This is a genomic window from Bradyrhizobium retamae (genome assembly GCF_001440415.1).
In the GTDB taxonomy this organism is placed as follows: domain Bacteria; phylum Pseudomonadota; class Alphaproteobacteria; order Rhizobiales; family Xanthobacteraceae; genus Bradyrhizobium; species Bradyrhizobium retamae.
Genome location: NZ_LLYA01000181.1, coordinates 142394 through 168772 on the forward strand (window position 1 = coordinate 142394; position 26379 = coordinate 168772).

Annotated in this window: 28 protein-coding genes and 1 pseudogene; 18 read left to right on the forward strand and 11 right to left on the reverse strand. The window is 62.4% G+C overall.

Annotated elements, in window-relative coordinates:
- Nucleotides 1-17 precede the first annotated feature (17 nt).
- Nucleotides 18-623: a TetR/AcrR family transcriptional regulator gene (locus CQ13_RS29855; RefSeq protein WP_057846402.1), complete on the forward strand. Its 606-nt coding sequence runs from the start codon at nucleotides 18-20 to the stop codon at nucleotides 621-623.
- The gene (locus tag CQ13_RS29860) at nucleotides 620-1084 is read left to right on the forward strand and encodes a PaaI family thioesterase (protein ID WP_057846403.1); all 465 of its coding nucleotides are present in this window, start codon (nucleotides 620-622) and stop codon (nucleotides 1082-1084) included. The genes CQ13_RS29855 and CQ13_RS29860 overlap by 4 nt, the downstream gene beginning before the upstream one ends.
- A 46-nt stretch (nucleotides 1085-1130) precedes the next feature.
- On the opposite strand, the gene rplI is transcribed toward CQ13_RS29860, so the two are convergent.
- The 6 genes from rplI to rpsF form a co-directional block, all read right to left on the reverse strand.
- Nucleotides 1131-1730, reverse strand: a complete 600-nt coding sequence (gene rplI / locus CQ13_RS29865; protein ID WP_057846404.1) for a 50S ribosomal protein L9 — start codon at nucleotides 1728-1730, stop codon at nucleotides 1131-1133.
- 52 nt (nucleotides 1731-1782) lie between these two features.
- Nucleotides 1783-2754, reverse strand: coding sequence for a hypothetical protein (locus tag CQ13_RS29870; protein ID WP_057846405.1), 972 nt, complete (start codon nucleotides 2752-2754; stop codon nucleotides 1783-1785).
- 348 nt (nucleotides 2755-3102) lie between these two features.
- Entirely contained in the window at nucleotides 3103-4989 is a 1887-nt protein-coding gene (locus CQ13_RS29875) for a TRAP transporter permease (protein ID WP_057846406.1), read from the reverse strand.
- Between the two features lie 9 nt (nucleotides 4990-4998).
- Nucleotides 4999-5988 carry a TAXI family TRAP transporter solute-binding subunit gene (locus CQ13_RS29880; RefSeq protein ID WP_057846407.1) on the reverse strand — a complete coding sequence of 330 codons (990 nt, stop codon included), beginning with the start codon at nucleotides 5986-5988 and terminating at the stop codon, nucleotides 4999-5001.
- A gap of 363 nt (nucleotides 5989-6351) precedes the next feature.
- The gene (rpsR, locus tag CQ13_RS29885) at nucleotides 6352-6591 is read right to left on the reverse strand and encodes a 30S ribosomal protein S18 (protein ID WP_002711478.1); all 240 of its coding nucleotides are present in this window, start codon (nucleotides 6589-6591) and stop codon (nucleotides 6352-6354) included.
- Nucleotides 6592-6596: 5 nt separating this feature from the next.
- Entirely contained in the window at nucleotides 6597-7067 is a 471-nt protein-coding gene (gene rpsF / locus CQ13_RS29890) for a 30S ribosomal protein S6 (protein ID WP_028346501.1), read from the reverse strand.
- Between the two features lie 341 nt (nucleotides 7068-7408).
- On the opposite strand from rpsF, the gene CQ13_RS29895 reads away from it, so the two are divergent.
- The 10 genes from CQ13_RS29895 to gmk all read left to right on the forward strand — a co-directional run bounded on the left by CQ13_RS29895 (nucleotide 7409) and on the right by gmk (nucleotide 16626).
- Complete coding sequence (locus tag CQ13_RS29895) at nucleotides 7409-8113, forward strand: TetR/AcrR family transcriptional regulator C-terminal domain-containing protein (RefSeq protein WP_057846408.1); 705 nt, start codon at nucleotides 7409-7411, stop codon at nucleotides 8111-8113.
- A complete protein-coding gene (locus CQ13_RS29900; RefSeq protein ID WP_057846409.1) occupies nucleotides 8110-9135 on the forward strand; it encodes a fatty acid desaturase family protein in 1026 nt (341 codons plus the stop codon). The genes CQ13_RS29895 and CQ13_RS29900 overlap by 4 nt, the downstream gene beginning before the upstream one ends.
- Nucleotides 9136-9188: 53 nt before the next feature.
- Nucleotides 9189-9815 (forward strand): LysE family translocator, encoded by a 627-nt coding sequence (locus CQ13_RS29905; protein WP_057846410.1) that lies wholly within the window; start codon nucleotides 9189-9191, stop codon nucleotides 9813-9815.
- A 111-nt stretch (nucleotides 9816-9926) separates the two neighbouring features.
- The gene (gene fabD, locus CQ13_RS29910) at nucleotides 9927-10880 is read left to right on the forward strand and encodes an ACP S-malonyltransferase (RefSeq protein WP_057846411.1); all 954 of its coding nucleotides are present in this window, start codon (nucleotides 9927-9929) and stop codon (nucleotides 10878-10880) included.
- A 22-nt stretch (nucleotides 10881-10902) separates the two neighbouring features.
- Nucleotides 10903-11640 carry a 3-oxoacyl-[acyl-carrier-protein] reductase gene (gene fabG, locus CQ13_RS29915; protein ID WP_057846412.1) on the forward strand — a complete coding sequence of 246 codons (738 nt, stop codon included), beginning with the start codon at nucleotides 10903-10905 and terminating at the stop codon, nucleotides 11638-11640.
- Nucleotides 11641-11942: 302 nt separating this feature from the next.
- On the forward strand, nucleotides 11943-12182 hold the full coding sequence (locus CQ13_RS29920) for an acyl carrier protein (RefSeq protein WP_008969609.1): 240 nt from the start codon (nucleotides 11943-11945) through the stop codon (nucleotides 12180-12182).
- A 96-nt stretch (nucleotides 12183-12278) separates the two neighbouring features.
- Nucleotides 12279-13544: a beta-ketoacyl-ACP synthase II gene (fabF, locus tag CQ13_RS29925; protein ID WP_057846413.1), complete on the forward strand. Its 1266-nt coding sequence runs from the start codon at nucleotides 12279-12281 to the stop codon at nucleotides 13542-13544.
- Nucleotides 13545-13670: 126 nt separating this feature from the next.
- Complete coding sequence (gene mltG, locus CQ13_RS29930) at nucleotides 13671-14954, forward strand: endolytic transglycosylase MltG (RefSeq protein WP_057846414.1); 1284 nt, start codon at nucleotides 13671-13673, stop codon at nucleotides 14952-14954.
- 127 nt (nucleotides 14955-15081) lie between these two features.
- Nucleotides 15082-15969 (forward strand): YicC/YloC family endoribonuclease, encoded by an 888-nt coding sequence (locus CQ13_RS29935; RefSeq protein WP_057846415.1) that lies wholly within the window; start codon nucleotides 15082-15084, stop codon nucleotides 15967-15969.
- A 3-nt stretch (nucleotides 15970-15972) separates the two neighbouring features.
- Nucleotides 15973-16626: a guanylate kinase gene (gene gmk / locus CQ13_RS29940; protein WP_057846416.1), complete on the forward strand. Its 654-nt coding sequence runs from the start codon at nucleotides 15973-15975 to the stop codon at nucleotides 16624-16626.
- An 18-nt stretch (nucleotides 16627-16644) separates the two neighbouring features.
- On the opposite strand, the gene CQ13_RS29945 is transcribed toward gmk, so the two are convergent.
- On the reverse strand, nucleotides 16645-17745 hold the full coding sequence (locus tag CQ13_RS29945) for a hypothetical protein (RefSeq protein WP_197427483.1): 1101 nt from the start codon (nucleotides 17743-17745) through the stop codon (nucleotides 16645-16647).
- Nucleotides 17746-18775: 1030 nt separating this feature from the next.
- Between CQ13_RS29945 and CQ13_RS29950 the strand changes: the two genes are divergently transcribed.
- Nucleotides 18776-19525 carry an SGNH/GDSL hydrolase family protein gene (locus CQ13_RS29950; RefSeq protein ID WP_057846418.1) on the forward strand — a complete coding sequence of 250 codons (750 nt, stop codon included), beginning with the start codon at nucleotides 18776-18778 and terminating at the stop codon, nucleotides 19523-19525.
- Nucleotides 19526-19622: 97 nt separating this feature from the next.
- Here CQ13_RS29950 and CQ13_RS29955 read toward each other — a convergent pair whose 3' ends face one another.
- The 3 genes from CQ13_RS29955 to CQ13_RS29965 all read right to left on the reverse strand — a co-directional run bounded on the left by CQ13_RS29955 (nucleotide 19623) and on the right by CQ13_RS29965 (nucleotide 21494).
- A complete protein-coding gene (locus tag CQ13_RS29955) occupies nucleotides 19623-20012 on the reverse strand; it encodes a putative quinol monooxygenase (RefSeq protein ID WP_057846533.1) in 390 nt (129 codons plus the stop codon).
- Between the two features lie 180 nt (nucleotides 20013-20192).
- Nucleotides 20193-20588 carry a (R)-mandelonitrile lyase gene (locus CQ13_RS29960; protein WP_057846534.1) on the reverse strand — a complete coding sequence of 132 codons (396 nt, stop codon included), beginning with the start codon at nucleotides 20586-20588 and terminating at the stop codon, nucleotides 20193-20195.
- Nucleotides 20589-20711: 123 nt separating this feature from the next.
- Nucleotides 20712-21494, reverse strand: coding sequence for a carboxymuconolactone decarboxylase family protein (locus CQ13_RS29965; protein ID WP_057846419.1), 783 nt, complete (start codon nucleotides 21492-21494; stop codon nucleotides 20712-20714).
- Nucleotides 21495-21716: 222 nt separating this feature from the next.
- On the opposite strand from CQ13_RS29965, the gene CQ13_RS29970 reads away from it, so the two are divergent.
- The 3 genes and pseudogenes from CQ13_RS29970 to CQ13_RS29980 all read left to right on the forward strand — a co-directional run bounded on the left by CQ13_RS29970 (nucleotide 21717) and on the right by CQ13_RS29980 (nucleotide 24009).
- Complete coding sequence (locus CQ13_RS29970; protein ID WP_057846420.1) at nucleotides 21717-22622, forward strand: LysR family transcriptional regulator; 906 nt, start codon at nucleotides 21717-21719, stop codon at nucleotides 22620-22622.
- 93 nt (nucleotides 22623-22715) lie between these two features.
- Nucleotides 22716-23440 (forward strand): annotated as a pseudogene (locus CQ13_RS29975) (class I SAM-dependent methyltransferase).
- Between the two features lie 215 nt (nucleotides 23441-23655).
- Nucleotides 23656-24009 (forward strand): hypothetical protein, encoded by a 354-nt coding sequence (locus tag CQ13_RS29980; RefSeq protein WP_156433986.1) that lies wholly within the window; start codon nucleotides 23656-23658, stop codon nucleotides 24007-24009.
- A gap of 178 nt (nucleotides 24010-24187) precedes the next feature.
- Here CQ13_RS29980 and CQ13_RS29985 read toward each other — a convergent pair whose 3' ends face one another.
- The gene (locus tag CQ13_RS29985) at nucleotides 24188-24409 is read right to left on the reverse strand and encodes a hypothetical protein (RefSeq protein WP_057846422.1); all 222 of its coding nucleotides are present in this window, start codon (nucleotides 24407-24409) and stop codon (nucleotides 24188-24190) included.
- A gap of 293 nt (nucleotides 24410-24702) precedes the next feature.
- Between CQ13_RS29985 and CQ13_RS29990 the strand changes: the two genes are divergently transcribed.
- Nucleotides 24703-25104, forward strand: a complete 402-nt coding sequence (locus CQ13_RS29990) for a helix-turn-helix domain-containing protein (protein WP_057846423.1) — start codon at nucleotides 24703-24705, stop codon at nucleotides 25102-25104.
- A complete protein-coding gene (locus CQ13_RS29995; protein ID WP_057846424.1) occupies nucleotides 25101-25958 on the forward strand; it encodes an IS3 family transposase in 858 nt (285 codons plus the stop codon). The genes CQ13_RS29990 and CQ13_RS29995 overlap by 4 nt, the downstream gene beginning before the upstream one ends.
- Nucleotides 25959-26379: the final 421 nt, after the last annotated feature.

Here is a 26379-nt window from a genome sequence, read left to right on the forward strand (position 1 = left end):
GGCGAAAGGCTGCGCAGGTGGCTACGGCACGGGACGATCTGCTGGCGGCGGGGTTGGCGGTGTTCGACCGCGACGGTTTCGAGGGCGCCACGGTGGCCGCCATCAGAACTCGCGCGCGAGCGTCCAACGGCAGCTTCTTCCATTTCTTCGGATCGAAGAAGGAGCTCGCCGGCACGCTGTTCCTGGAAATCCTCGCCCGTTATCACGCTGCCATCGTAGCGGCGGTCGATGAATCCTGCGGCGCGCGGGAAGGCGTGGCGCGGCTGATCCGCGCACATCTGGACTGGGTCGTCAATTCCCGGCGTGAGGCGCGCTATCTCTTCGAGATTTCCCGCAGCGAATGGACCGAGAAGGTCCGCGGCGCGCAGCGCACGCAGAATTCGCGGCTTGCGGAAGCCGTTGAACGATGGCGCGCGCCGCTGGTTGAGCGCGGCGAATTGCTGCCGATGACTTCATCGGTTTTCTTCAGCCAGATCATCGGACCGGCGCAGATTTTTTGCCGCGCATGGTTGTCGGGCCGCGACCGCACCGATCCGCGAGAGCAGGCCGAAATCCTGATCGCCTGCGCTATCCGCGCGGTGGTCGCGCCCGATGCGATCCAGAAAACCGGAGAAACTGCATGAATGCGAATGCCGACCCAGACTTCGCTCCGATCGCCACACGCATTCGCGACAACGTCGGCCTCCAGGGCTTCATGACCCATGTCGGGGCCGAATTGTCCGAGCTGACGCGCGGCACCTGCACGCTTGCGGTCGACCGCCGACCCGAGTTGTTGCAGCAGCACGGCCTGTTCCATGGCGGCGTTACGGCCTTCCTGGTCGACAACGCCACCACGATCGCGGCCGCGACATCGCGCGGGCAACCGGCGCTGACGGCGGAATACAAACTGAATCTGCTGTCGCCGGCGATCGGCGATCGGTTGATTTGTCGGGCGCGCGTGATCAAGCCCGGACGTCAGGTCGCCGTGGTTGCGGCCGACGTGTTTTGCGTAACCGATGGGGTCGAGAAGCATACCGCAACGGCGCTGGCCTCGATCGCAATGCTCGACGAGAAGACGGCCGCCAGAATCCCAAGCCCGGCCTGATCGGGGCCGGGCTTGAAGGTCGTCAAAACGTTTGGAGCGAAGCGCGTTACTTCTCGGTCGCGGCCGGCGCCGGCGCGGCTTCCTCATGCTGGGCGTCCGGATCGAAGAACTCGCCGGCGGCGGCGATTGCCTCGGCGGCGGCATCCTGGTCTTCCTGGCGGGTCGAGATGTCTTCGCCGCGGTTGATGCGCTCGGCTTCATCGGCGCTGCGCGCGACCGTGACGCTGACGCTGACTTCGACTTCCGGGTGCACGGCGATGTTGATCTCGTGCTTGCCGATGGTCTTGATCGGCGCGTCCAGCATGACCTGGCTGCGGCTGATGGTGACGCCATCGGCTTCGAACGAGGCAATGATATCGCGCACGCTCACCGATCCGAACAACTGTCCGGATTCCGACGCCTGGCGCAGCACGATCACGTTGCGGCCGTTGATCTTCTCCGCGACCTTCGTTGCTTCGCCCTTGGCCTTGAGGTTGTTGGCCTCGAGCTCGGCCTTCATGCCGTCGAACTTGGCGCGGTTGTCGGCGGTGGCGCGCAGTGCCTTGCCGCGCTTGAGCAGAAAGTTGCGGGCATACCCGTCCCTGACGCGGACGACTTCGCCCATCTGACCAAGCTTGGCGACGCGTTCCAGCAAGATGACTTCCATTTTCGTTCTCCTTATTCGTGTTCGATCTCGGGTTTAGGTGAATGGTTGGATTTCAGGCTGTGGGCAAAGGCGGAGGCTTTCCGCCCAGATAACGTTGGCGCAATCCGAAAATTGCGTCCGTAAGACCCAAGGCGATCATCAGAGCGACCGTCCATGGCAACAGCACCAGCATCCCGTAGGTGCAACTCAGCACAAACGCGCGGCTCTTCAACGCCAGCGTGAGCGTGTGAACGGCGGCAAGGCCGACGAGCGCGTAAGCCATGAAGAGCGCGGCTGTCATGATCTGCGCCGCTATCGAAAACGCTCCACCGGCAAAGCAAAATGCCAGTGTCGCGCAGAGTGCTACGAGCGTCATCGGCGGCAACGCTGTGCTCTTCAAGTCTGGCCAGGGGCGGCGCAGCCGGCCCGACATCGCTGAAATCTTCGCGGCAAGCCAGAGGTTGAGCGTAAGCGTCGTCACGACGAGCATTGCCGACAAGCCGCGAAATATCGTTACAAGCGCGTCAGCCAACCGCTCGATGTCGCCAGACGATAACCCTTCACGGTCAGAAAGAACTTTCGTCAGCCCGCTTCGCAGGGCCGCAGCGATGGCATCGGCATCCTTGCCGAAGACCAGCCACGACGCGAAGGAGGACAGGATGGCAAAGCCGGCGATCCAAAGCAGGATCCGCCCGGTCGGATACCACTCGAGATTCTCTGCCTTAGGACTCGTGCTGTTGTCGGTTTCGACCGCAGCCGTTGGCCGTCCCAGCAACGCGAGATGGCCAAGCCACCAGGCCGGCAGCGCCACGGCAACCGCAAAGGCGAGGCAGAAGCGCAGACCGAAAATTGCACCGAAGGCGGAAGCCGCCGCGATGCCGCCGATGGTTGCGCTGAGTGGTCCCCAGCTGAGCGCCGTCACCATCAGCGGTAGCGGCGCCAGCAAAGAGAGCAGCAACGAGACCGGCGCGCCCGAGACGACCGAGACGAACATCAGCGCCGACGCGCAGCCGGCCGCAAGACCAATGAGGATAATCGCGATCATAAGCTGTCCCGCCCCTTTCGAGCGGTTAGATAGAGGTCAGCAAAAACGCCGCCTTTACCAACTAGTTAGAGGTCCGAGGGCTTATCGGTACCTCGGTACCGAGCGCAGTTGGGCCCGCAAACGTTTACGGGCCCCGCCGGGGGCCGTGATTGGCGGCCTTTTAGATCAGGAGCCTTACCCGATCAAGGGTGTTGGCCGAACCTGCCAGCACAAGTTCCCGGCGTTCCATGCCAGGGCGCGATGTGACGCCCCGCCTGGCTTAGGCGTAGATACGCAAAACACCGAAAGCCACGGTGCCGACGAGGAGGGCGGCTGCGATAAGCGTCAGTGCGGCGAACTGTGTGCGGGTCACGTGCTGGTTTCCGGCGCTATCGTTGGTCGTGTCGTCCGTACCTTCTGCACCAACAAACCGATGGCGAGCAGGCCCAAGCCGATGACATCGGTGATGGCATTGGGGTCGATCAGCAGCATTGCGGCCACAAAGAAAAGCCCCCGCTCGAACCAGTTGGCGACGCGCAGGAAGTAGCCCTCGAGACTGGCTGCGAGCGCAATCACGCCAATCGTGCCGGTCAGCACCGCACGAAGGATTTCGGGCCACGGTCCCTCGAACAGGAGTGCCGGGTTGTAGATGAAGAAAAACGGCACGATGAAGCCGGCGGCAGCGAACTTCATCGCCTGCACGCCCGAGGCCCACAAGCCGGCCCCGCCGATCGACGCCGCAGCATACACGGCCAGCGCCACGGGCGGCGTCACGGCCGACAGGCAGGAGAAGTAGAACGCGAACATGTGCGCCGCCATGGGCTCCACACCGAGCTTCATGATCGCGGGCACGAGCAGCGCCGCCTGCATGATGTAGGCGGGAGTGGTCGGCATGCCCATGCCGAGAATGACGCCGGCGACCATCGTGATGAGCAGTGCAGGCAGCAGAGAGCCGTATGTGAAGTCGATGAGAAAAGCCGTGAACCGCAGCGCCAGCCCGGTTTGCAGCACGATTCCGATCACGATACCGGCGGACGCACAGGCCATCGCCACCGGCACGGTTTGCACCGCCCCGTCGCGCAAGCCCTCAAGGCACGCGCGCCAACCCAACGCCGTGGAAGGACGAAGCCACGAGATAGCGACCAGTGCGAAAGTGGCGATGATCGCGCCATAGGTCGGCGTGAAGCCGAATAGAAGCAGCGCCAGAAGCACGATGACCGGCAGGAACAGGTGCCCTTGGCGCAGCATGATGTGGCCCAGGACGGGTAATTCTTCGCGCGGCAAGCCCTTGAGCCCCGAGCGCACGGCGTTAAAATGGATCGCAGCAAACAGCGCCCCATAGTAGAAGAGCGCAGGTATCGCCGCCGCGATCATCACCTGCGTGTAGCTGACGCCCTGAAACTCGGCCATCACGAACGCCGCCGCGCCCATGATCGGCGGCATGATCTGCCCGCCCGTGGAGGCGACCGCCTCGATGGCGGCTGCCGCCTCCGGCTTGAAGCCGCTCTTCTTCATCATCGGAATGGTCAGCCAGCCGTCGACCATGACGTTGGCGACCGCGGAGCCGGAGATCGTGCCGAACAGGCTGGAGGAGACGACCGAAACCTTGCCGGGACCGCCGCGGGCGCCGCCGGCGATCGCGTTTGCGAAGTTCATGAAGAACTGACCTGCCCCGGATTTCTCGAGGAACGTGCCGAAGATGATGAAAAGAATGACGTAGGTCGCGGCCACCGTCATCGGCACCCCGAAAATGCCCTCCGTGGTGAAATAGGTCTGATCGATGGTGAGCTCGAGGCTGAGACCTCTATGGTAAAGCCAGCCATACAGCCAGGGGCCCGTGAACCCGTAGAGCAGGAAGACGATTGCCACGATCGGCAGCGAGGCGCCGATTGTGCGTCGCGTCGCCTCCAGAACCAGCAGGGTGGCGGTAATTCCAACCGCCATGTCCATTCGGGTGAGGGACTCGGCGGTGGGAAAACGGTTCACGATGTAGTCGTAGTTCGCGAACATGTAGCCAATGCACGCGAGCGAAAGACCTGCCAAAGCGAGATCCTCCCACGGCACGCGACCCAGTGTTGCGTTCTTGCTGCGAGGCCACAGCAGGAACGACAGCACCAGGCTGAAGGCCAGCGTTATGTAGAGCAGGGCCTGCTGATCGGGAGCGTATACCGTCAGTCGCGCGTAAACGTGGTACACGGACATTGCGACCGCAACCACTCCGACGACCAGGCCCGCGTAGCCGGAGAGTTTGCGCACGGCACGCCTCTACTGCTTGAGCAATCCAGCTTCGCGGTAGTATTTCTCCGCGCCGGGGTGATACGGCATGCCCAGGCTCTCAGCCATGTCGGACGCCTTCACGCCCTTCATTTCGCTGGTGACGTTACCGAACTCGTCCCGCCCTTCGACAATGGCCTTGGTGATCTTGTAGATCACCTCGGGAGACGTGTTGGACGATGCAATCAGCACGGTCGGCGACTGGAAGGTTTGAACAGCGTCGGTCACGCCCTGGTCCTTGTAGGTGCCGGCCTTGATGGTGTAGCGCACAAAGCCCGAATTGAGCTTGCGGAGTGCGGCGAACTCCTCGTCGCTGACCGGAAGCACGCGCAGCGGCATCGCCGAGCCAAGGTCCAGGACGAAGGATGCCGGCACCACGGTGAACCATCCGGCCGCCATCGCCTGCCGGTTCTTCACGGCCTCCGCATTGGACGACACCGGGCCGTAACTCTTCGCGCCCAAGTCGTTCAGCGTCATGCCGTTCACCTTGAGCAGGTACTCCCAGCCGGCCGCCAGGCTGGTGTTGCCACGTGCCGGCAGCGCCACTGGCTGGCCCTTCAGATCCTTGACGCTTTTGATGTCGCTGTTCGCGGGCACCACCAACTGCCAGACGTTGGGATAGAAATTGGCCACGAACAGGCCCTTGTCGGTCGCCTTGCCGGCGAACTGACCTTCGCCCTTTTGCGCATCGGCCATGACGGTCGTCATCGACCAGCCGATATCGGCCTTGTCGTTGCGAATTTTCTCCATGTTGACGAGGGCGGCACCCGGCTCGACCTGCACGTTCAGCTCGGGATATCGCTTGTTCACTACCTGCGACGCTGCTGCCGCCATTGGTGTCCAACTGCCGCCCGTCGGGCCGGCGCTGAAGATGACATCGGTTTTCTGTTGAGCTTGTGCAGCGCCTGCTGCAGCCACGGTCAGTGTGAAAATAGCGGCCAAGCGTACGACTGGCCGCAGACCACGGATGTGGACGGACATCGTTTGCACTCCCTTTGGCGATTGCGCTCGTTGGCGCCGCTTATTGGGGCTCGTGTTCGCACGTGATCGGCGGCAACTTCGACACCCGTAGCACGCGGGAATTTGGCATCCGCTCTGCTGTCGGCAGCGTACGTGCCCGCCGCAGCGATTGTCAACGAGGTGTGCTTCCGGCTACCGCACCGCGGCTGGCGGAGCGCGGGCATTCAGACCCGACGCCACAGCCGGCGTAGGATGCACTGCAAGACGAGGAAAATTTACGAGTTTGACGAGCGGTCGGAGGTCGCTTCGACCAACCATCGGCGGTCGGACCGCCTGGAAATGCAGAGCCGCGACCGGCGGCGCGGACGCCGCCGGTCGAAGATATTAGCGTATGACGTAGGGCAGCAGGCCGAGGAAACGCGAGCGCTTGATGGCGCGGGCGAGCTCACGCTGCTTCTTGGCGGAGACGGCGGTGATGCGGCTCGGCACGATCTTGCCGCGCTCGGAGACGTAACGCATCAACAGCTTGGAATCCTTGTAGTCGATCTTCGGCGCATTTGGACCCGTGAACGGGCAGGTCTTGCGGCGACGGAAAAACGGACGGCGTGCACCAGCTTCAGCCATAATTCTTACTCCTCTACCGCTGCAGCTTCGTCTTCACGCGGACGGCGCGGGCCACGGTCGCCGCGGAAGCCACCGCCTTCACGATCGCCACGGAAGCCGCCTTCGCGGTCGCCGCGGAAACCGCCGCCGCGATCGTCGCGCTCGCGGTCACGATCGGCCTTGCGCATCATCGCCGAGGGACCTTCCTCGTGCTCTTCGACGCGGACGGTGAGATAGCGGATGACGTCTTCAGAGATCCGCTCCTGCCGCTCGATCTCGGTGACCGCGGCAGACGGCGCATCGATGTTCATCAGCACGAAATGTGCTTTGCGATTCTTGTTCATGCGATAGGTGAGGGAGCGTACGCCCCAGTTCTCGGTCTTGGTGACCTTGCCGCCGAGCCCTTCGACGATGCCCGTCATCTGGGTGGTCAGCTCTTCGACCTGCTGGGTGCTCGCATCCTGGCGCGCGAGAAAAACATGCTCGTAAAGAGGCATGGGTGTCCTTTCCTAGTGTTGGCGCGGTTCCCGGCGGCAAGCCCTTCGAGGCCTTCGGAAAGGACTCGGGGATAAGCTCAGAAGGCGGAAGCACGGGACGACGGGCCGACTGGCCCTGCCACATCAATAACGCCTGCAAAGGTGAGATTGCTGAGACCGTCCGTTCAGCTCCCGGCCGGGATCCACGGATGCGCGGTTTATAAGGATTTTCAGCGTGCTGGCAAGGCTTCTTGAGCAGGCCTGAAAGGGTCCTGGCGTCAGCACGCGCGGCGGTAGGCCCAATGGAGGATGGTTGACGTATTTGTTTGTATAGCATACAAATAACGATCGGAGGGCAAGCGATGGCTCCAAAGTCCGTCCAGACAGCGCCAAAAGCCAGCGATCCCAAGCACGCCGCCCGCGCCACGCGTACGGCCGGGCGCCAGATGCGGTCGCGGCTGCTCGATGGCGCCAGCCGGCTGTTCAAGGAGCGGGGCCTCGCCGGAGCGTCAATCTCGGACATCGCGGCGGCGGCCGACGCCTTTCCGAGTCAGATCACCTACTACTTCCGCACCAAGGAAGCCCTGTTCGTCGAAGCTGCCTGCCGCGACATGCTGTACGTGGCGCGCGCGGCCGAGGAGGCCGCGTTGCAGGCCTGTACGCCGCGCGACTACACGCGCGCGCTGGTCGAGACCGTCACGGCAACGGATTCGGTCGCCTTCTTTACCGAAGCCCTGACGCTCACCCGCCGCCGCCAGGATCTCGCGCCGCTGGTCGAACGCACCATCGAGCGGCTGCACGGCGAGGGGATGCGCGCCTATGCCGGTCAGATTGAGCGGCACGGCTGGAAAAGCCTCCGCGATCCCGACGCCAGCTCACGGCGATTCTGGGCGCTGGCCATCGGCGTGATGGTGGAGGGCTACGCCATGGGTCGTTCGGCCGAGGAATTGTGCAGCGAGATGCTGCGCGTGCTGGGCGATCAGGCCACGACAACATCCGCGGCCGACAGCGCCAGGTTGCGCCTGGTTGGCGACAACGATGAACCCGACAGGGAGACATCAGCATGACCGCGCTTCGCATGCGTGCCCGCGACTTTCTGACCGAAGATCAACTGGTCGCCGTACGCCAGCGCGTGACATGGAAGGGTGCAGCCCTGATCGCACATGCGTGGGCGCTGATATTGGGATCGATTGCGCTGGTAGCGTGGTGGCCCAATCCGCTGACCTTTCTGCTCGCGGTCGGCATCATCGGCTCGCGCCAGCTCGGGCTTGCGATCCTGATGCATGACGGGGCGCATGGATGCCTGTCGGCAGATGAGAAAATCAACCTGACGCTCAGCCAGTGGTTCTGCGCCTATCCGATCTTCGCCGAGACCCGCGCCTATCGGCGCTACCATCTCCAGCATCATGCGCGCACCCAGCAGGACGACGATCCCGATCTGATTTTGTCGGCGCCGTTCCCGATCACCAAGATGAGCTACCGCCGCAAATTCTTCCGCGATATCACTGGGCAGACCGGCTATCAGCAGCGCAAGGCGCAATTGTTGAATGCGCTTGGCCCAAAGGAATGGCCGCTTGCGCGGCGCGCCGCGCATTTCTGGGAAAAGCTCGGCCCGCAATTTGCAGCCAACGCGGTGTTGTTTGCTGGCCTCACCGCCGCCGGCATATGGTGGGCCTATCCGCTATTGTGGCTATTGCCGCTGCTCACCTGGCAGATGGTCATCACCCGCATTCGCAACATCGCCGAACACGCCGTCGTTCCCGATTCGAGCGATCCCTTGCGCAACACCCGCACCACGCGCGCGGGCTTTTTCGAGCGGTTGTTCATTGCACCGTATTACGTCAACTACCATCTCGAGCATCATCTGTTGTTCTACGTGCCCTGCTACAACCTGCCGCGCGTCCACCGCATCCTTTCTGAAAGCCGATATGCGGACCGGATGGAGGTACAGCCGGGCTATGCCGCCGTGCTGCGGCTTGCGACCGCCAAGCCCGACCACAAGGACCGGCCCGGCAAGCTTGTAAGCAGCGTACGCCGCGCGCGGGCCGGCGCCGAAGTTGGTGGCGACCAGGCGGCGGGCGGCTTCTAGTGCGGTGATTGACGGTGGTGTAGCTTCCGTCGGCGACCAAGCGGAGCCAACGCATGATTGATCCGGCCACATTGATTACGTATGTCGCGGTTGTGCTTGGCTTTGTGTTCATTCCAGGCCCCGCGACGCTTCTCACGGTTGCGCGGGCAACGACTTCAGGCACCCCGGTTGGCATCGCCACGGGCGCCGGAATCGCGGCCGGCGACATGATTCACACCTTTATGGCGATCGTCGGTATCTCGGCGATCATTGCCGCTTCGGCCATGCTGTTCAGCATCATCAAGTACCTCGGCGCGGCCTATCTGGTTTACTTCGGCATTCGTGCCGTCCTCGAAAGGACGCCAGCAAATCTCGCGGCCGGCGCAATGCCGATTTCAGCAGGAAAGGCATTTCGGCAAGCGATTTTGGCCGAGGTGCTAAACCCGAAGACGGCGCTTTTCTTCCTCGCGTTTCTCCCCCAGTTCGTACGGCCCGAGAATGGTTCGGTCATGCTCCAGCTCACGATTCTGGGGATCATCTTTGTTTTATTGGGGTTCGTCAGTACGACGGTTTTTGCAGTAGGCGCCGGAGGTCTCGGGACCTTCCTCCGCCGCAATCCTACGGTGCTGAAATGGCAGGGGAAGGCAATCGGCGGTCTCTACTGCGCTCTGGGTATCCGGCTGGCGCTACAAGAACGCTGATCTGATCCGGCCCATTGATGACCCGGAAACGGCCCGGCGATACCGCACCGCGGCTTGACATCCCGGCCCGCGTCAGTGTCTTACGGCCCCAATCTTACGAGGGAGCACCGGATGACGGCTGCATTTACATTTCCGGGGCAGGGGTCCCAGGCGGTCGGCATGGGCAAGGCCCTGGCGGAAGCCTTTCCGGCCGCGCGGGCTGTGTTCGACGAGGTTGATTCGGCGCTCGGCGAAAGGCTGACCGCAATCATCTGGGATGGCCCGGCCGAAACCCTCCAGCTCACTGAAAATGCCCAGCCGGCTCTGATGGCGGTTTCGATCGCCACGCTGCGCGTGCTGGAGACCGATGCGGGCTTTTCCGTCGGACGGGATGCGGCTTTTGTCGCCGGCCATTCGCTCGGCGAATATTCCGCGCTGTCCGCGGCCGGCAGCCTCAGCATCAGCGATACCGCCCGCCTGCTGCGCACCCGTGGTCTTGCAATGCAAAAGGCGGTGCCGGTCGGCGCCGGCGCGATGGCGGCACTGCTTGGGCTCGACTATGAGGCGGCGATGGCCGTCGCCAAAGAAGCCGCGCAAGGGCAGGTCTGTCAGGCCGCCAACGACAATGGCGGCGGGCAGGTGGTGGTGTCCGGCGACAAGGCGGCTGTCGACCGCGCCGTGGAAATCGCCAAAACCAAAGGCGCCAAGCGTGCAATGCTGCTGCCGGTGTCCGCGCCATTCCATTGCAAGCTGATGCAGCCCGCCGCCGATGCGATGGCAGAGGCGCTTGCAGGTGTAACGATCAAGACGCCGGCCTCGCCGCTGGTGGCGAACGTGCTGGCGGCGCCGATCACCGATCCCGACGAGATTCGCCGCCGCCTGATCGAGCAGGTCACCGGCACCGTGCGCTGGCGCGAGTCGGTGGCCTATATGGCAGCACATGGCGTCACGCGGTTCTTCGAAATCGGTGCCGGCAAGGTGCTGAGCGGGCTGGTCAAGCGGATCGCCGACGGCGCGGTCGGCGTGGCGATCGGGGGACCCAACGATATTGCCGCCGCGAAGGACGCATTGGCGGCGTCGGCCTAAAAGCTCCCGGAAGGAGACATTGATGTTCGATTTAACTGGCAGGACGGCGCTGGTGACCGGCGCGACCGGCGGCATCGGCGGTGCGATCGCGCAGGCGTTGCATGGTCAAGGCGCGACGGTGGCGATCTCCGGCACGCGTCGCGAGGTGCTGGATTCGTTTGCCGCCAAGCTTGGCGAACGCGTCCACGTGCTGCCGTGCAACCTTTCCGACAGCGCGGAGGTCGAGGCGCTGGTGCCCGCGGCGGAAGCTGCGATGGGGCAGGTCGATATCCTGATCGCCAATGCTGGTATCACGCGCGACAATCTGTTTGTTCAGTTGCGTGACGAGGATTGGGACGACGTCATCAACGTCAACCTGACTGCGACCTTCCGTCTTGCCCGCGCTGCAACCAAGCTGATGATGCGCAAGCGCTTCGGCCGGATCATAGCGATCACCTCGATCGTCGGCGTGACCGGCAACCCCGGCCAGGCCAACTACACTGCGTCGAAGGCCGGAATCATCGGCCTGATCAAGACGCTGGGTGCGGAGTACGCCAAGCGCAACGTGACCGCCAATTGCATCGCGCCGGGATTCATCAAGACGCCGATGACCGACGCGCTCAACGACAAGCAGCGCGAGACCATCCTGGCGAAGGTTCCTGCGGCGCGGCTGGGGACACCGGAGGACATCGCGGCGGCAGCCGTCTATCTCGCCTCCAACGAGGCGGCCTACGTCACCGGCCAGACGATTCACGTCAACGGCGGAATGGCCATGATTTGAGCGAGTTGTTGCCCTGATCTATGCGGCCAAAGGCCGTGGTCCGGGGCTGGTGAGGCTTGTAGTCAAGGCTAGGGAAGTATGGTAACCGAACCCCCGACGGATGGGCAACAAGGCCATTGCAGGATTTTGAAACCCTGTATATTGGCGTGGCGACGCCTGCCGTTCGCCGGGGCTTTGTCGGCTACCACCGGGCCGAATCAAGACTATGCGCGATAGCGAAGGAAGTTTAACGACCACGATAGCTCGTAGCGTCTCTGTAGCGTCTTGGGGTCGGGTCCAATGGAACAAGCACGAGGTTAAAGATGAGTGAGATTGGCGAGCGGGTTAAGAAGATTGTGGTCGAGCACCTCGGTGTTGAACCCGATAAGGTTGTCGACAACGCAAGTTTCATCGACGACCTCGGCGCCGACAGCCTCGACACCGTCGAGCTTGTGATGGCATTTGAAGAAGAGTTCGGCTGTGAAATCCCCGATGACGCCGCCGAGACGATTTTGACCGTCGGCGACGCGACGAAGTTTCTCGAGAAGAACGCTAAGAGCTGACGTCCCGGGCGGGTAGAGACAGAGCCGGACGGGCCGTCATCAAACGGTCCCCCGGTTTCTTGTTTTGGGCCATCGGTTTCGGGCTGGAGTTTTGACATGAGGCGGGTTGTCGTCACGGGGCTGGGCATGGTTACGCCGCTCGGCTGCGGCGTTGACACAACGTGGACGCGTATCCTCAACGGCCAGAGCGGCGCCAAGAAGATCGACACGTTCGAAGTCGCCGACCTCGCCAGCCAGATCGCCTGCGTGATTCCGCGTGGCGACGGCTCTGATGGTACTTTCAATCCCGATCAGTGGATGGAGCCGAAGGAACAGCGCAAGGTCGACGACTTCATCATCTTTGCGATGGCTGCGGCGCGCCAGGCGCTCGACGACGCCAACTGGCATCCGGCGACCGAAGAAGACAAATGCGCCAGCGGCACCCTGATCGGTTCGGGGATCGGCGGCCTGTCCGGCATCGCCGAGACGTCGCTGCTGTTAAAGGAACGCGGGCCGCGCAGGGTTTCGCCGTTCTTCATTCCGGGGCGGCTGATCAATCTCGCTTCCGGTTATGTATCGATCGAGCACGGCCTCAAGGGCCCCAATCATTCCGTGGTCACGGCCTGTTCGACCGGCGCGCATGCGATCGGCGATGGTGCCCGCCTCATTGCGCTCGGCGATGCCGACGTGATGGTCGCGGGCGGCACGGAATCGCCGATCTGCCGGCTGGGGATGGCCGGATTCTGCGCGGCGCGCGCGCTCTCGACCGGCTTCAACGACGCCCCGCAAAAGGCCTCGCGGCCCTACGACAAGGACCGCGACGGATTCGTCATGGGCGAGGGCGCCGGCGTCGTGGTGCTCGAGGAATATGAGCACGCGAAAAAGCGCGGTGCGCGAATCTATTGCGAAGTGATCGGCTATGGCCTGTCGGGCGACGCCTATCACATCACCTCGCCGTCGCCGGATGGCGATGGTGGCTTCCGCAGCATGAGCGCGGCGATCAAGCGCGCCGGCATAGCCGTATCGGATATCGACTACATCAACGCCCACGGAACTTCGACGCAGATCGGCGACGAGATCGAACTCGGCGCGGTGGAGCGTCTGCTCGGCAACGCCGCCTCCAAGGTGTCGATGTCATCGACCAAGTCGTCGACCGGGCATCTGCTCGGCGCTGCCGGTGCGATCGAGGCCATTTTCAGTATCCTTGCGATTCGCGATAACATTGCTCCACCGACCATCAATTTGGAAAATCCGTCGGTGCAAACGGCGATCGATCTGGTGCCGCAGACCGCGCGCAAGCGCGAGATTAACGTCGCGCTGTCGAATTCCTTCGGTTTCGGGGGGACCAACGCCTCCGTGATCATTCGGCGCGTGGCCGACTAGCAAAGTGTTTAGAGCGACTCCACCGTTTTGCCGTATTCGGCGATGACTTCTACATGCGGGCGTATGCTATCGGCTGGGCAGGGATTGCCGAGTCGCGATTGAACCGACAGGATTCAGGTTGCATCGATGAGTGAGAGGCCGCCCATTTCACCACGAAGCCCGCGCGCTGCGTTGGAGCCCGAGCAGGTGCCGCCGCCGCCGAAGCGGTCGGAGCGTGCCCGCAATCCATTCGTGGTGGTCGGCAATGCCATCTTCACTCTCCTGATCATTCTGATGATTGGGGTGGGAGCGGTGTACTATTACGGCAGACAAATCCTGGAAACGCCCGGCCCGCTGAAGGAAGACAAGATCGTCAACATTCCCTCGCGTGCCGGAAAGCGCGACATCGCCGACGCGCTGCTGCGCGAAGGCGTGATCAACGTCAATCCCTGGGTATTCATCGGCGGCGTGTTTGCGCTGAAGGCGAGCTCCGACCTCAAGCCCGGCGAATATTCCTTCCAGAAGAACGCCAGCCTGCGCGACGTCATCGCCACCATCGTCGAAGGCAAGGTGGTGCAGCATGCCGTCACCATTCCGGAAGGTCTGACCTCCGAACAGATCGTGACGCGGCTCCTCGACAACGACATCTTCGCCGGCTCCGTTCGGGAAATACCCCGCGAAGGCACGTTGCTGCCCGAAACCTACAAGTTTCCGCGCGGCACCACGCGCGAGCAGGTGATCCAGCGCATGCAGCAGACCCAGAAGCGGGTGCTCACGGAAATCTGGGAGCGCCGCAACCCGGACGTTCCGGTCAGGTCGCTGGATCAACTCATCACGCTGGCCTCGATCATCGAGAAGGAAACCGGCCGGGCCGACGAGCGCAGCCGCGTGGCGGCGGTATTCGCCAATCGCCTGCGGCAAAGGATCAAGCTGCAGTCGGATCCGACGATCATCTATGGCCTCGTCGGCGGTAAGGGAACGCTGGGCCGGCCGATCAAGCGCTCCGAGATTACGCAGCCGTCGCCCTACAACACCTATGTGATTGACGGTTTGCCGCCCGGGCCGATCGCCAATCCGGGCCGCGCCTCGCTCGAAGCCGCCGCCAACCCGGCACGCACGCGCGACCTGTTCTTCGTGGCTGATGGAACGGGTGGGCACGCCTTTACCGAGACCTACGACCAGCACCAGAAGAACGTTGCCAAGCTGCGGTCGCTGGAAAAGCAGATTCAGAACGACACTGTCGAACCATCGGAGGACGCGCCGCCGCCGACGGCGGCCGGAGCACCGGCCGATACCAATCCAACAGCGACGACGCCGCGGCCGGCAGCGCCGGCTAAAAAGCCGCCCGCTCGTCCTCCGGCACCTGCAACCGCGCCGGCCCGCCAGGGCGCCGCGCAATCGACCACGACGCCGCCGGTGGTTCAGCGCTGACGCCCGCCAGTCGCGAAGGCGTTCCAGGCCGCAGCCGAAACGCAATTCCACTTTGGCGGAAATCGGCTTATGGTCCCGCCATTCATTTCGAGTCTCGAAATCCCTGTCTTTTGGAAAGTGTTACGCGATGGCGCTATCGAGCATGACCGGTTTTGCCCGGAGCCACGGCGCCAGCGGCCCCTATACGTTCGAATGGGAACTGAAGTCCGTCAACGCCAAGGGCTTTGATTTGCGCCTGCGCCTGCCGCCCGGCTGGGACGAACTGGAGGCCTTTGCCAAGAAACGCGCCGGCGAGGTGCTGTCGCGGGGCACGGTGTATGCCAACCTCAACGTCAAGCGCGCCAACGCGGTTTCGACCGTGCGCATCAATGAAGACGTGCTCGCCTCGATCGTGAAGGTCGCAGGCGTGCTCGCCGGCAAGATCGACGCGGTGGCGCCCAGCATCGACGGACTGCTCGGCATCAAGGGTGTCATCGAGGTGGTCGAACCCGAAAGCGATGAGGCGGAGGACAAGGCGGCAAAGGATGCGGCGGCGGCCGCCTTCGAGCAGGCGCTTGGCCATCTCGTCGAGATGCGCCGCCGCGAGGGCGTGACGCTCGGGAAAATCCTGATCCAGCGCATGGATGAAATCGAAAGATTGGCGAAAAAGGCCGAGGCTGCGCCCGGCCGCAAGCCGGAGGCGATCAGGGCCCGCCTGGCCGAGCAGGTGGCGGCGCTGCTGGAGACTTCCGAACGCTTCGATCCTGACCGGCTCAATCAGGAAGCGATCCTGATTGCGACCAAGGCCGACATTCGCGAAGAGCTCGACCGCATTGCCTCGCACGTCGCGCAGGCCCGCGAGATGATCGGCAAGGGTGGCCCGGTCGGGCGGCGGCTCGATTTCCTCGCCCAGGAATTCAATCGCGAGGTCAACACCTGCTGCTCCAAATCGAACGATCTGGAATTGACCCAGACCGGGCTCGAGATGAAAAACGTGGTCGAGCAATTCCGCGAGCAGGTCCAGAATCTGGAGTGACCGATGACGGCTGGTGGTTTCGACGGAGTTGAACGGCGCGGGCTGATGTTCGTGCTCTCCTCGCCCTCGGGCGCGGGCAAGACCACGCTGTCGCGCCTCCTGATCGAGCGGATGCCGGGTTTGAAGATGTCGGTATCCGCCACCACGCGGCCGATGCGGCCGGGCGAAGTCGATGGCCGCGACTATTTCTTCGTCGACAAGCTCAGGTTCGAAGCGATGGTCGCGCAGGGCGAATTGCTCGAGTGGGCGACCGTGTTCGACAACCGCTATGGCACGCCGCGTGCGCCGGTCGAGACCGCCTTGTCGGCCGGGCAGGACGTGCTGTTCGACATCGACTGGCAGGGTACGCAGCAATTGCGGGAAAAGGCCCGCGCCGACGTCGTCAGCGTATTCATCCTGCCGCCCTCGGCAGCCGACCTCGAGAAACGGCTGCACACGCGGGCGCAGGATTCCGACGAGGTCATTCGCGGTCGCATGAGCCGCGCCACCCATGAACTCAGTCACTGGGCGGAATACGACTATATCGTCGTCAACCAGAACGTCGATGACGCCTTCGCCGAAGTGCAGTCGATCCTCAAGGCCGAGCGGCTCAAGCGCGAGCGCCGCACCGGCCTGACCGAGTTCGTTCGCAAACTGCAGCGCCAGTTGGAAAAATAACTGCCGCTTGGACTTCGGTTACGTCTGCGCGCTGCGGGCGAGCCGGGCCAGCATTTCCGTAACCTGCTGATCACGCTCTCGCTCCTGAGGGACGCGCGCTCGTTCCTGCGGTGCCCGCACTCGCTCCTGAGGTATGCGCGCTCGTTCTTGCGGTACGCGTACTCGTTCCTGGGGTGCGCGGGCGCGCTCCTGCGGCACGCGGGGCCGCTCCTTGGGCACGCGGGTATGCTGCACAGCGCCGGTGCGCCGCAGCCGGGCGTCTTCATCGTGGAACACCGGCGGCGCGGGACGTTTGGTGCGGGCGGCATCCCACATCGCATGTCGCTTGCGGCGCATGGCGCGGCGCGCCCGCATGCGCCCGATCCTGACGATCGCGCTGACCGTGAGGCCGGCGAGCGCCAGTGCTGCCGCCATCACCAAAAGCAGCTTCTGCAGTGAGGCGGTTGGCTTTGCCGGTTCTGCCGCGAGAGGCGCAGTCTGATCCGCAGCGGGCTGTTGCACTTCCTCCGCCTGCACCGGCTGGTTTGCGGGCGTGGCGGCGGCAGCGACTTGGAGATTGGTAGGATTTGTCGAAGCGCTCGCGGCGGGCGCGTCGTTCCACCGCATCGTCGCCAGCGGCGCCGGCGCCAGCACGTTCGGCATGTTTGCGCGTGGGCCGTTTTGATCGGTGGGCGCAGCGCCAGCCGTTTGCGGCTCGGCTTTGGCGGGCGGATTTTGCTCGGCGCGGGCTTGCTGGGCAACCCATTCGGCGCGCGCGTCGTCGAACGACTTGCGCGTCTCCATTTGCGGCGGCACTTCGGCCGAAGACGCCGCCGGCACCGACTGCGGCGGCGCGGCACGCGCGAACTTGTCGTCGGCCTTCTCGTTCTCCTCGCGCAGATACCAGCATTGACGTCTCGTCGTGCGGTCGATGCGATAATACCAATGGCTGCCCGAGGGTGTGGCCCCCTTCGGCGCGGACAGGCAGTTGTCGGCTGCGGCCTGGCTCGCTCGCGTTCTGGCTTCCGCTACCTGCTGCTCGGCCGACTGCGCCCGGAGATCCGTCACGGTGGCCAGATTTGTACCTGCCACAATGCAGGCAAGGAGAGCCGGGACGAATTTCATGGAACGGTACGACATCTACATCCCCGGCAACGCTACGCTACACGACGCTTGATGCGCCCAATCTGGTCAGAGACTTGGGTCGCAATGAGCCGCAATTTCGGAGCGGATGGGGTATAATTGCGGCTCGCGCGCCGCCTCATATGTGGCGGGCTAAGCTCATGAAAAAGCGGTGGAAAACAGCGGCCTTTCTTTGGGTTGAAAGCGCTACTGTTTAGAAGCGGTCCAGCGTCCGGTGCATCCATCGGATCGCACGAATGAGCCGGTGCGGGGGGGGGGCAGCCTTATGCCGGTGCTCTGATACGCATGGTTGTTTCAACAGATGTGGCCGGCGCCGGATAGGACATTGCGATCTCGCGGCGCGGGGTGCGCCCGAAGTTGTGCATCGACGAAGCCCTCAGGAAACGAGGGCGCAGGGAAAGCCGGGTGCCCATCGCACCCGCAGCCGTGCGCAAGAATGCACACGGTGGACCGCAGGTGCGCCGGAACACCCGGCTTTCCTTGCGCAGTGGTTTTAACGGCTTATGCCGCGTTCTCCCCGGAGCCGAATTCCTCTGGCCTCCGTCGCCGACGGATTGGCGATTGATCGAAGTCCCGGTTGGGCCCGACAATCTCCATCGGCTTGACACCAGCAACGGGTGCCAGGACCGCGCGGTTTTGCCGTCCGCAGCTTCCCCGGACGGAAGCACTTCGACCGGCCCGTATGCTGCCGGAAGAAGTTCCTCGCCGAGGCGTTTAAGCGCCGGTCGTCTGCGTAGGTCGTGCCCGCTCACGGAAAGACCGCCCTGCGAACACTTCTCGCACCTGACGCTGCCGCGTCCACCGCAACCCGTCCCAACGTTAGTGACGCTGGCCAACGCCCCTCTGGCGGGACGGGCAGCGGGAGTTGTAGGATTGATTTGGGTGTCGCGTTAAGCGAAAAATTTTCACGAGGCGTGAAATAAGCTTCTTGTCATGTCGGGCAAATCAGTGCTGAGGCCGCTCAGCGAAAATCGCGCGAGCGCGAAGCGGCTGGTGAGTGCACTGGCACGCAACAAACTGGTGACCCATGGACAGCGATCCCTCACAGATACCGGTTTTGCCGATCCCCTTCGTGCACGGGCTGACCCACTTTGCGCAGAGGCTCACCATAGGACGGGCCAAGATCGTCGCGATTGGCTCGTCGTCGACGGTGGGCCACGGCAATATCAAGCCCTATCCGGAACGGTTGCTGCCGTTTCTCCAGGCCGTATATCCGAACGCCAGGATCATAATGGTCAACCAGGGAATCGGCGGCCAGGAAGCGCCGATCGAGCTTCAGCGATTCGATACCGACGTCATCGCCGAGAAGCCCGATCTGGTAATCTGGCAGGTCGGAACGAATGCAATCTGGCAAAGGCCGGACCTGAATCCTCCACCTCCCTCCTTCGACGAAACCACCAGCGCCATCCGCGATGGATTAGTCAAACTGCGCAAACAGACGCAGGCCGACGTCATCCTGATGGACCCCCAATATGTGCCGGCGGTGCTGACCCCGGCCAAGAAGGACAAAGCGATCGCGATGGTCGAGGCGATCAGCGAACTGGCGCGGAAGGCTGGCGTCAATGTGTTCCGCCGATTCGCATTCATGAAGAGCTTGTATGAAGTCGAACAGGTCTCGTTCGATCGGATAGTTGACCGGACGGATGAGCACAGGCTGCACGACAGCGACTGGACCACGCATCGTGTGGCGTGGGCGATGAAGCTCGCGATCGTCGACGGCGTCGACAAGGCACGGTCATCGGTAACTGTGCCTTCGCGACCACCACCGATAAATTAAGTGCACGGAAAACACGCAAGTGATTTGCCTGTCGGGCAAATTGGTAGCATTAGCTCGGCGTTGAAACGTGCCGATGAAGGCCATAGCCACGTTGACCTCATCTGGGCTTGGCGCCGAGCAGGATCGGCACCGTGTCGCGAAGCTTGAGTGACTTCACGATGTCCTGAGTGGTGCCCTTGTATTTCTTGAAATGATCAGTTTCGAGGTGTGCTTTGTACGCTTCCACATCGGCGTACATCTCGAAGACAAAGACGCGAGCTGGATTCTCCTTGTCGGTCACAGCATACAAAGCCAGCACTCCGGGTTCGAGCCGGAGAGCCGCTTCAATCTGCTCTTTCACTGCCGCCTTGTAGGCCTCGAGTCGAGCCGGATCGATCTCGATTTCCGCCACTCGCACGTAAGGTTCTTTGCTATCCCGAGCGATAGCTGGCGCACATCCCATCGCCAGTATGGTGGCACCGAGGACGAGAAGCTGCCTGATCTCCATTTCACTCTCCTTCGCCCGCGCGCCCCGAGCGCGAAAAATGATCTTTACTGTCGCCGACCTTGCGCGTTCGCTGATCATGGGAGCGAAATATGGGAGCGCGTTCCGCGCCAACGGCTCATCAGTGTGCCATCCACGCTGACGGCCATTGATAGTTGACATACGGCTCGTGCGACCTCGGCATCACTTGCGGTACTGCTCGTCCGCAACCTTCTCCATCCAGTCGACGTTCTTGCCGTCAAGCGACTCCTGAATGGCAATGTGTGTCATTGCCGTCGTCGGCGTCGCGCCATGCCAATGCTTGAGGCCTGCCGGAAACCACACGACATCGCCCGGGCGCACCTCCTCGATCGGTCCGCCTTCACGCTGGACCCATCCCAGCCCCGCGGTGATGATCAAAGTCTGGCCGAGCGGGTGGGTGTGCCAGTTGGTGCGAGCGCCCGGCTCGAACGTGACTTGGCCGGCGCCGGCCCGCGCCGGATCGGGTGCCTGAAACAATGGGTCCACGCGGACGGACCCGGTGAACCAATCCGGCGAACCCTTGGCCGAGGGACGCGAGCCGTTTCGCTTGATGTCTATATCCATGTCCCTGTTCCTTGGCTCAGCCGACGTTTGCGCCGCAAGCCGGCGCGGCGTTGTCAAGGCGGCAATACCACACGCGACAGCGGCAACTACTCCCCGGCGCGAGTACATCCAAGTCTCCTATCGGAGCCGCTTGTCGATCACGTCCTTGACGACGGGAGCGGCGGAGAACGCGTTAGGCCAGCCGGTATAGAAGGCGAGATGGCCGAGCAGCTCTCCCGCTTCTTCCCGTTTCAATCCGTTATCCATCGCCCGGTTCAAGTGATACGTGATTTGAGCCACCTGTCCCGTTGCGACGAGGGCGCTGACAGTGACCAGGCTGCGGTCCCGCGGAGCCAGGCCCGGCCTCAGCCAGAGATCCCGAAACAGCACGTCGGTCGTGTATTGGACGAGGCTTGGAGTGATCTGGCCGAATTGCTGTTCGACGCGCGACGCGCGCTGCGACTCCGCCGCCTCGTCCAGAGGAAGGTTTGGTCCTGATGCCTGTGGGATTTGGTCCGCCCCGATGTTGCGGCTCCTGAAGACCTCGCTGGCGGCCGGAATCGCATTCATTGCGTTCGCCCAGCCGGTATAGAACGCCAGGTGTGTGATGATCTCCGATATCTCCGCCGGCTTTACGCCGTTGTCGATCGCAAGGTTGAGATAGTACGGCAGCTCGATCGTCTGGTCGCGGGCAATGAGCGCGGCGAGGGTGACGATACTACGATCCCGGGGAGAAAGACCGGGCCGCTTCCAGAGATCGCCAAGCATGACACCTTGCGCGTACCTTTCGAGGGCCGGCGCGATCGCCCGGATGTCCTGGGATGTGAGCATCGGCTTTGCTCCTTCAGGGGTTGTCGGTGCCTGCGCATTCGCTTGAGCTAACAGGCAGAATGAGAAGGCGGCGGCGGCAAGCACTCTCATGGAGACTCTCCTCGTTAGTGGGCGCGCCCCAGAGACTCGGGCGATACGAACGCGTTCACAGCTCCTGGCGCGCAGGCGGATTGAGGATTTCAGTGAAGTCCAGATTGATCCTGTCTGCTTGCCGAGGCGTGCCGCGCCTCGATTGCTGATCCGAACCTAAGCCTTTCGCCGTCCGATGATTAGGTGATAGAAGCTACTTGTAATCATTAGGCAGGCTTATCAATGAAACGCGAAGACGCGAGCGACCTCCTCGCCTTCCTTGCAGTGGCGCGGGAGCGCAGTTTCACCCGGGCTGCCGCGAAGCTCGGAATGACTCAGTCGGCGCTCAGCCAGATCATCCGCAGCCTGGAGGACCGGATTGGCCTCAGGCTGTTGAACCGGACGACGCGCAGCGTGACACCAACGCAGGCCGGAGAACGGCTGTTCCTAAGTATCGGTCCCAAGTTCAACGAGATGGACGCAGAGCTTGCTGCACTGAGCGAACTCCGCGAAAGGCCGGCCGGGACCATCCGCTTCACCGCGACAGAGTATGCTGCCACGGAAATCTTGTTGCCTGCCTTGCGCAAGATCCTACCGCAGTACCCTGAGATTCACGTCGAGGTGATTATTGACTACGGGCTCACCAACATCGTGGCGCAGCAGGTAGATGCAGGTATCCGGCCAGGCGAACTTGTTGCAAAGGATATGATCGCTGTTCGGGTCAGTCCCGACTTGCGAATGGCCGTCATCGGCTCGCCGTCTTATTTCGCTGGTCGCAAGCGGCCCCGGACACCACAGGACCTGACAGACCACAACTGCCTCAACCTTCGCCTGCCGACCCACGGCGGCAGCCTTTACGCTTGGGAATTCGAAAAGAACGGGCGAGAGGTCAACGTTCGTGTTGAAGGCCAGCTTGTGTTCAACAGCGCGGGCCTCCTCCTGGAAGGAGCTCTGCGGGGCTTCGGACTAGCCTACCTCACCGAAGGCCACGTGCAGCCGTACGTTTCGAGGGGGCAACTTGTCCGCGTTCTTTCGGATTGGTGCCCACCATTCTCCGGGTATCACCTGTACTATCCCAGCCGGCGACAAGTTTCCCCGGCGTTCTCATTGATTGTGGATGCGCTTCGCTTCCGAGGCCAAGTCGGATAGGACGAAAGACGTTGGAGCGCTCCTTGGACTGGACCGAGATGGTCTACAGGCCGGACGTCATCGCCAAGGCCGACCTTCATCATAGAGACAAACGTGGCACAGAATATCTACGACAATCCCGATTTCTTCGCTAGCTACAGCCAATTGCCTCGCCAAGTGCATGGGCTGGACGGTGCGCCCGAATGGCCGGCTGTCCAGGCCATGCTGCCCGCGCTAACTGGCAAGCGCGTGGCCGATCTGGGCTGCGGCTTCGGCTGGGCCGCGCGCTGGATGCGCGCACAGGGCGCGGCCTCGGTGCTTGGCCTCGATCTGTCGCAGAACATGATCGCGCGCGCCAAGCTCGATACCTCGGACCCGGCCATCGAATATCTGCTCGCCGATCTCGAGACACTGGAACTGCCCGAAGCGGCATTCGACCTCGTCTACAGCGCCTTGACCTTTCACTATGTCGAGGATTTTCGGCACCTCGCGCGCATGATCCACGAGGCGCTGGTCCCAGGCGGAGATCTGGTCTTCACGATTGAGCATCCGATCTTCATGGCCGCGGCGCATCCGCGCTGGATCGCCGATGAAGACGGCCGCAAGACCTGGCCGATCAACGGTTACTCGGTCGAGGGCGAGCGCCGCACGGACTGGTTCGCCAAGGGCGTGATGAAGTATCACCGGACCCTCGGCACGACGCTCAACACGCTGATTGATGCCGGGTTGAGGAGTTCGCCCCGACGCTCGAACAGATCGAGCACTTGCCCGAACTGGCCGAAGAGCTGGAGCGGCCGATGATGCTCCTGATCTCAGCGCGAAAGACAGAACGGCGCTGACCCGGTGCCGTGGCCTTCAATTGCAGTCCAGCACTGGCACCGTAATTCCGAAGGCCCAAATAGCGCACATGGGTCGAAGTTTTGTGTAAGCCAATGACAGTGGAGTCCCTCCGTCACGTTAGCGTGACGTCCCAGTGTGAACCAGTTCATACACGCTAAAGTTTAGCTAGTGCAGAGAAGATCTCACGCGATATCTCTGGTCAATGGAGGGTTTGATGAAGCAGCTTTCTTTCTCGCTTCCGGCATTACTGTTCGGCATCATTCTCTACGCGCCCCAAGCTTACGCCCAGGCGAAATGCACTCAAGGTTATGTTTGGAGGGAGGCTGCTCGCGGCGATTACGTGTGCGTCACGCCCCAAACCCGCCGGCAGGCCTGGAACGACAATGCGCGGCAGGACGCTCGGCGGGCAGGGCGCGGACAATACGGATACGAGACTTGCAAGCAAGGTTACGTATGGCGCGAAGCAACGACGGACGACAAGGTCTGCGTCACGCCGGCGACGCGCGACCAGGCGCGCTACGACAATTCACGGGCGCGGCAGCGCGTCCACGCGCAGCGAATTGATTGATTACCCCGACTGGCAGCATCCAAGAAACGCGAGAAGGGCTCCAGCGGCGCTGATGCCCTTCCTTTGCGGGAACGGTGTCGCAGGGGAGGTGCGACATCGCACCAATTTCTGACCTACCGATCGGCCCAGCGTCCCAGCCGGACCCCGATCTGATCGTCGCTAACCGTCGATCGCGTGTTTAGTCGCAGATGCGCTCGCGGATCCTGACGCGTTCACCAAAGCGGTTGGTGCGTTCGCGGATAACGATCCGGCAGTCATCTCTGTAATCACGGTAATAGGGGCGATCATAGCCGGGACCAACGTAGACGCCGCCCGGGCCGACGCCGAACTCGATAGCGTTGGCCGAAGCGATGCTTCCGACCGTAAGCAGTGTCGCAATCGCCAAGACAGATAGCCTCATAGTTACCTCCTCTTGTCGATCAAAACCAAAGGCTTCGGAAGCCATTCGTTCCGCTCTGCGGCGATTTTGATAGCGCGCTCATCCTGGGTTCCGCCAAGGAACATCGCAGCGAGCCATCTCGTCATTATGGTGGCAGTGCACGCAATTGACGTTGTGCACAAGGCTTCGCTAGCAAGTTAATGCACTGTGATTTCGCACTTCTGGCTTCAGAATCCGGATTACGGTGACAGTGGTGGACTGCACCCCTTAAGTGAGACACGATAATTCCTGTGACAGGCATTCGAGGATGACCTGTGGCAGCAAGAGGAAAGAACCGTCAGTTTCCGACGGCGTACAAATTGAAAGCGATCAAGCGCGTTGAGCGAGGCGAAGGCGTTCTGCCTGTGGCTCGCGAGCTCGGGATATCGCGCAAGATTGTTCACGACTGGATCAAGGCGTGGAAGGCGCATGGGCCGGAGGGGCTGAATCGCAAGCCTGGACCCAAGCCAGGTGCCCGTAAGCTCAAACCTCTGGCTACGTATGACGACAAGCGTTCTGCGCTCACGCGCGCGAATGCCCGCATCGCCGAGCTCGAACGGCTGGTCGGCCGCCAGCAGATGGACATCGATTTTTTTCGCAAAGCCTTGCGCGCATTGGAGCGGCCGGCAGCGCAAGGCAAACCCGCATCCGCATCATCGAAGTCATCCAAGCCATGACATCGGAGGCATCCGAGGCTCATGCCGACGTGCAACGACTTTGCGATTTGGCGGGCCTGCCGCGCGCGACCTATTACCGGCATCTCAACAGGCGCAGTCGTGAGACGGCCGAGTGCGAGCTGCGCGACCAGATCCAGCGCACTTGCCTCAAGCATCCCTTCTACGGCTATCGACGTGTGGCAGCCACCCTCCGGCGCCAAGGCATGGTCGTAAATGCGAAGAAAATCCTGAGGCTTATGCGCGAAGACAATCTTCTTGCGCAGCGCAAGGCGCCGTTCCTGAAGCCACCTGCGGAGCGACCAACGGGCGTTCTCGTTGTCCCCAATCTGGTGCGCGGCCTGGTGCCGTCCGCCCCGGATCAAATCTGGGTCGCCGACATCACCTATGTCCATCTCGCCAGGACTTTTGCTTATCTCGCTGTCATACTCGACGCCTTCTCGCGCAAGGCCGTCGGCTGGGCCTTTGAGAACACACTCGATGCCTCACTCGCCATCGCCGCGCTCGATAAGGCCCTCGACGTCAGAAGGCCGCAACCGGGCAGCCTGATCCACCACTCCGATCGCGGCGTGCAATACGCATCCATTGCCTATCGCCAGCGGTTGGCCGATCGCGACATCACCATCAGCATGAGCCGGCCCGGCAATCCCTTCGACAACGCCAAGGCCGAAAGCTTCATGAAGACGCTCAAGGCCGAAGAGGTCAACGGCAAGGCATTTACCGACCTCAACGACGCCCGTCGCCGCATCGACAGCTTCATCGCGGACGTCTACAACAAAGAGCGTCGGCACTCGGCGCTCGGATATCAGTCGCCCCTTGAGTTCGAAACTGCGTTCGCGCAAAACAAGGTCCGGTAACGTATCGTGGCAACCGCACTGTCACAGGAATTATCGTGTCTCACTTAAGGGGTGCAGTCCAGTACATTTAACTCATCGGGACGAGAGGATTGAGTACACCGTAATTCCACTGTCCCAATTCCTCATTCTGAGGGAAGCCAGCGTTGCTGGCGGTTGACTGCTTAGCCCCAGCACCGTGATGCGCTCAATGTGAGCCAGTGGCCAAGGCAGGGAAGTCGGCTCATCGGGCGAAGCGGATTTCGCAGGCATCAGCCGAGTCCGGAAATGACGCGCAAGGGGACACGGGTAACGCGGTGCTGCAGTCCTTGACGTTCCCCCAGTTTGTGTCCATATGCGAGGGAATCGACACTTGGCCGAACGACTGGGCCCGCTTTGCCTCGCTGCTGACAGGCACGCACGTTTCAGACTCTTCTCCAAAAAT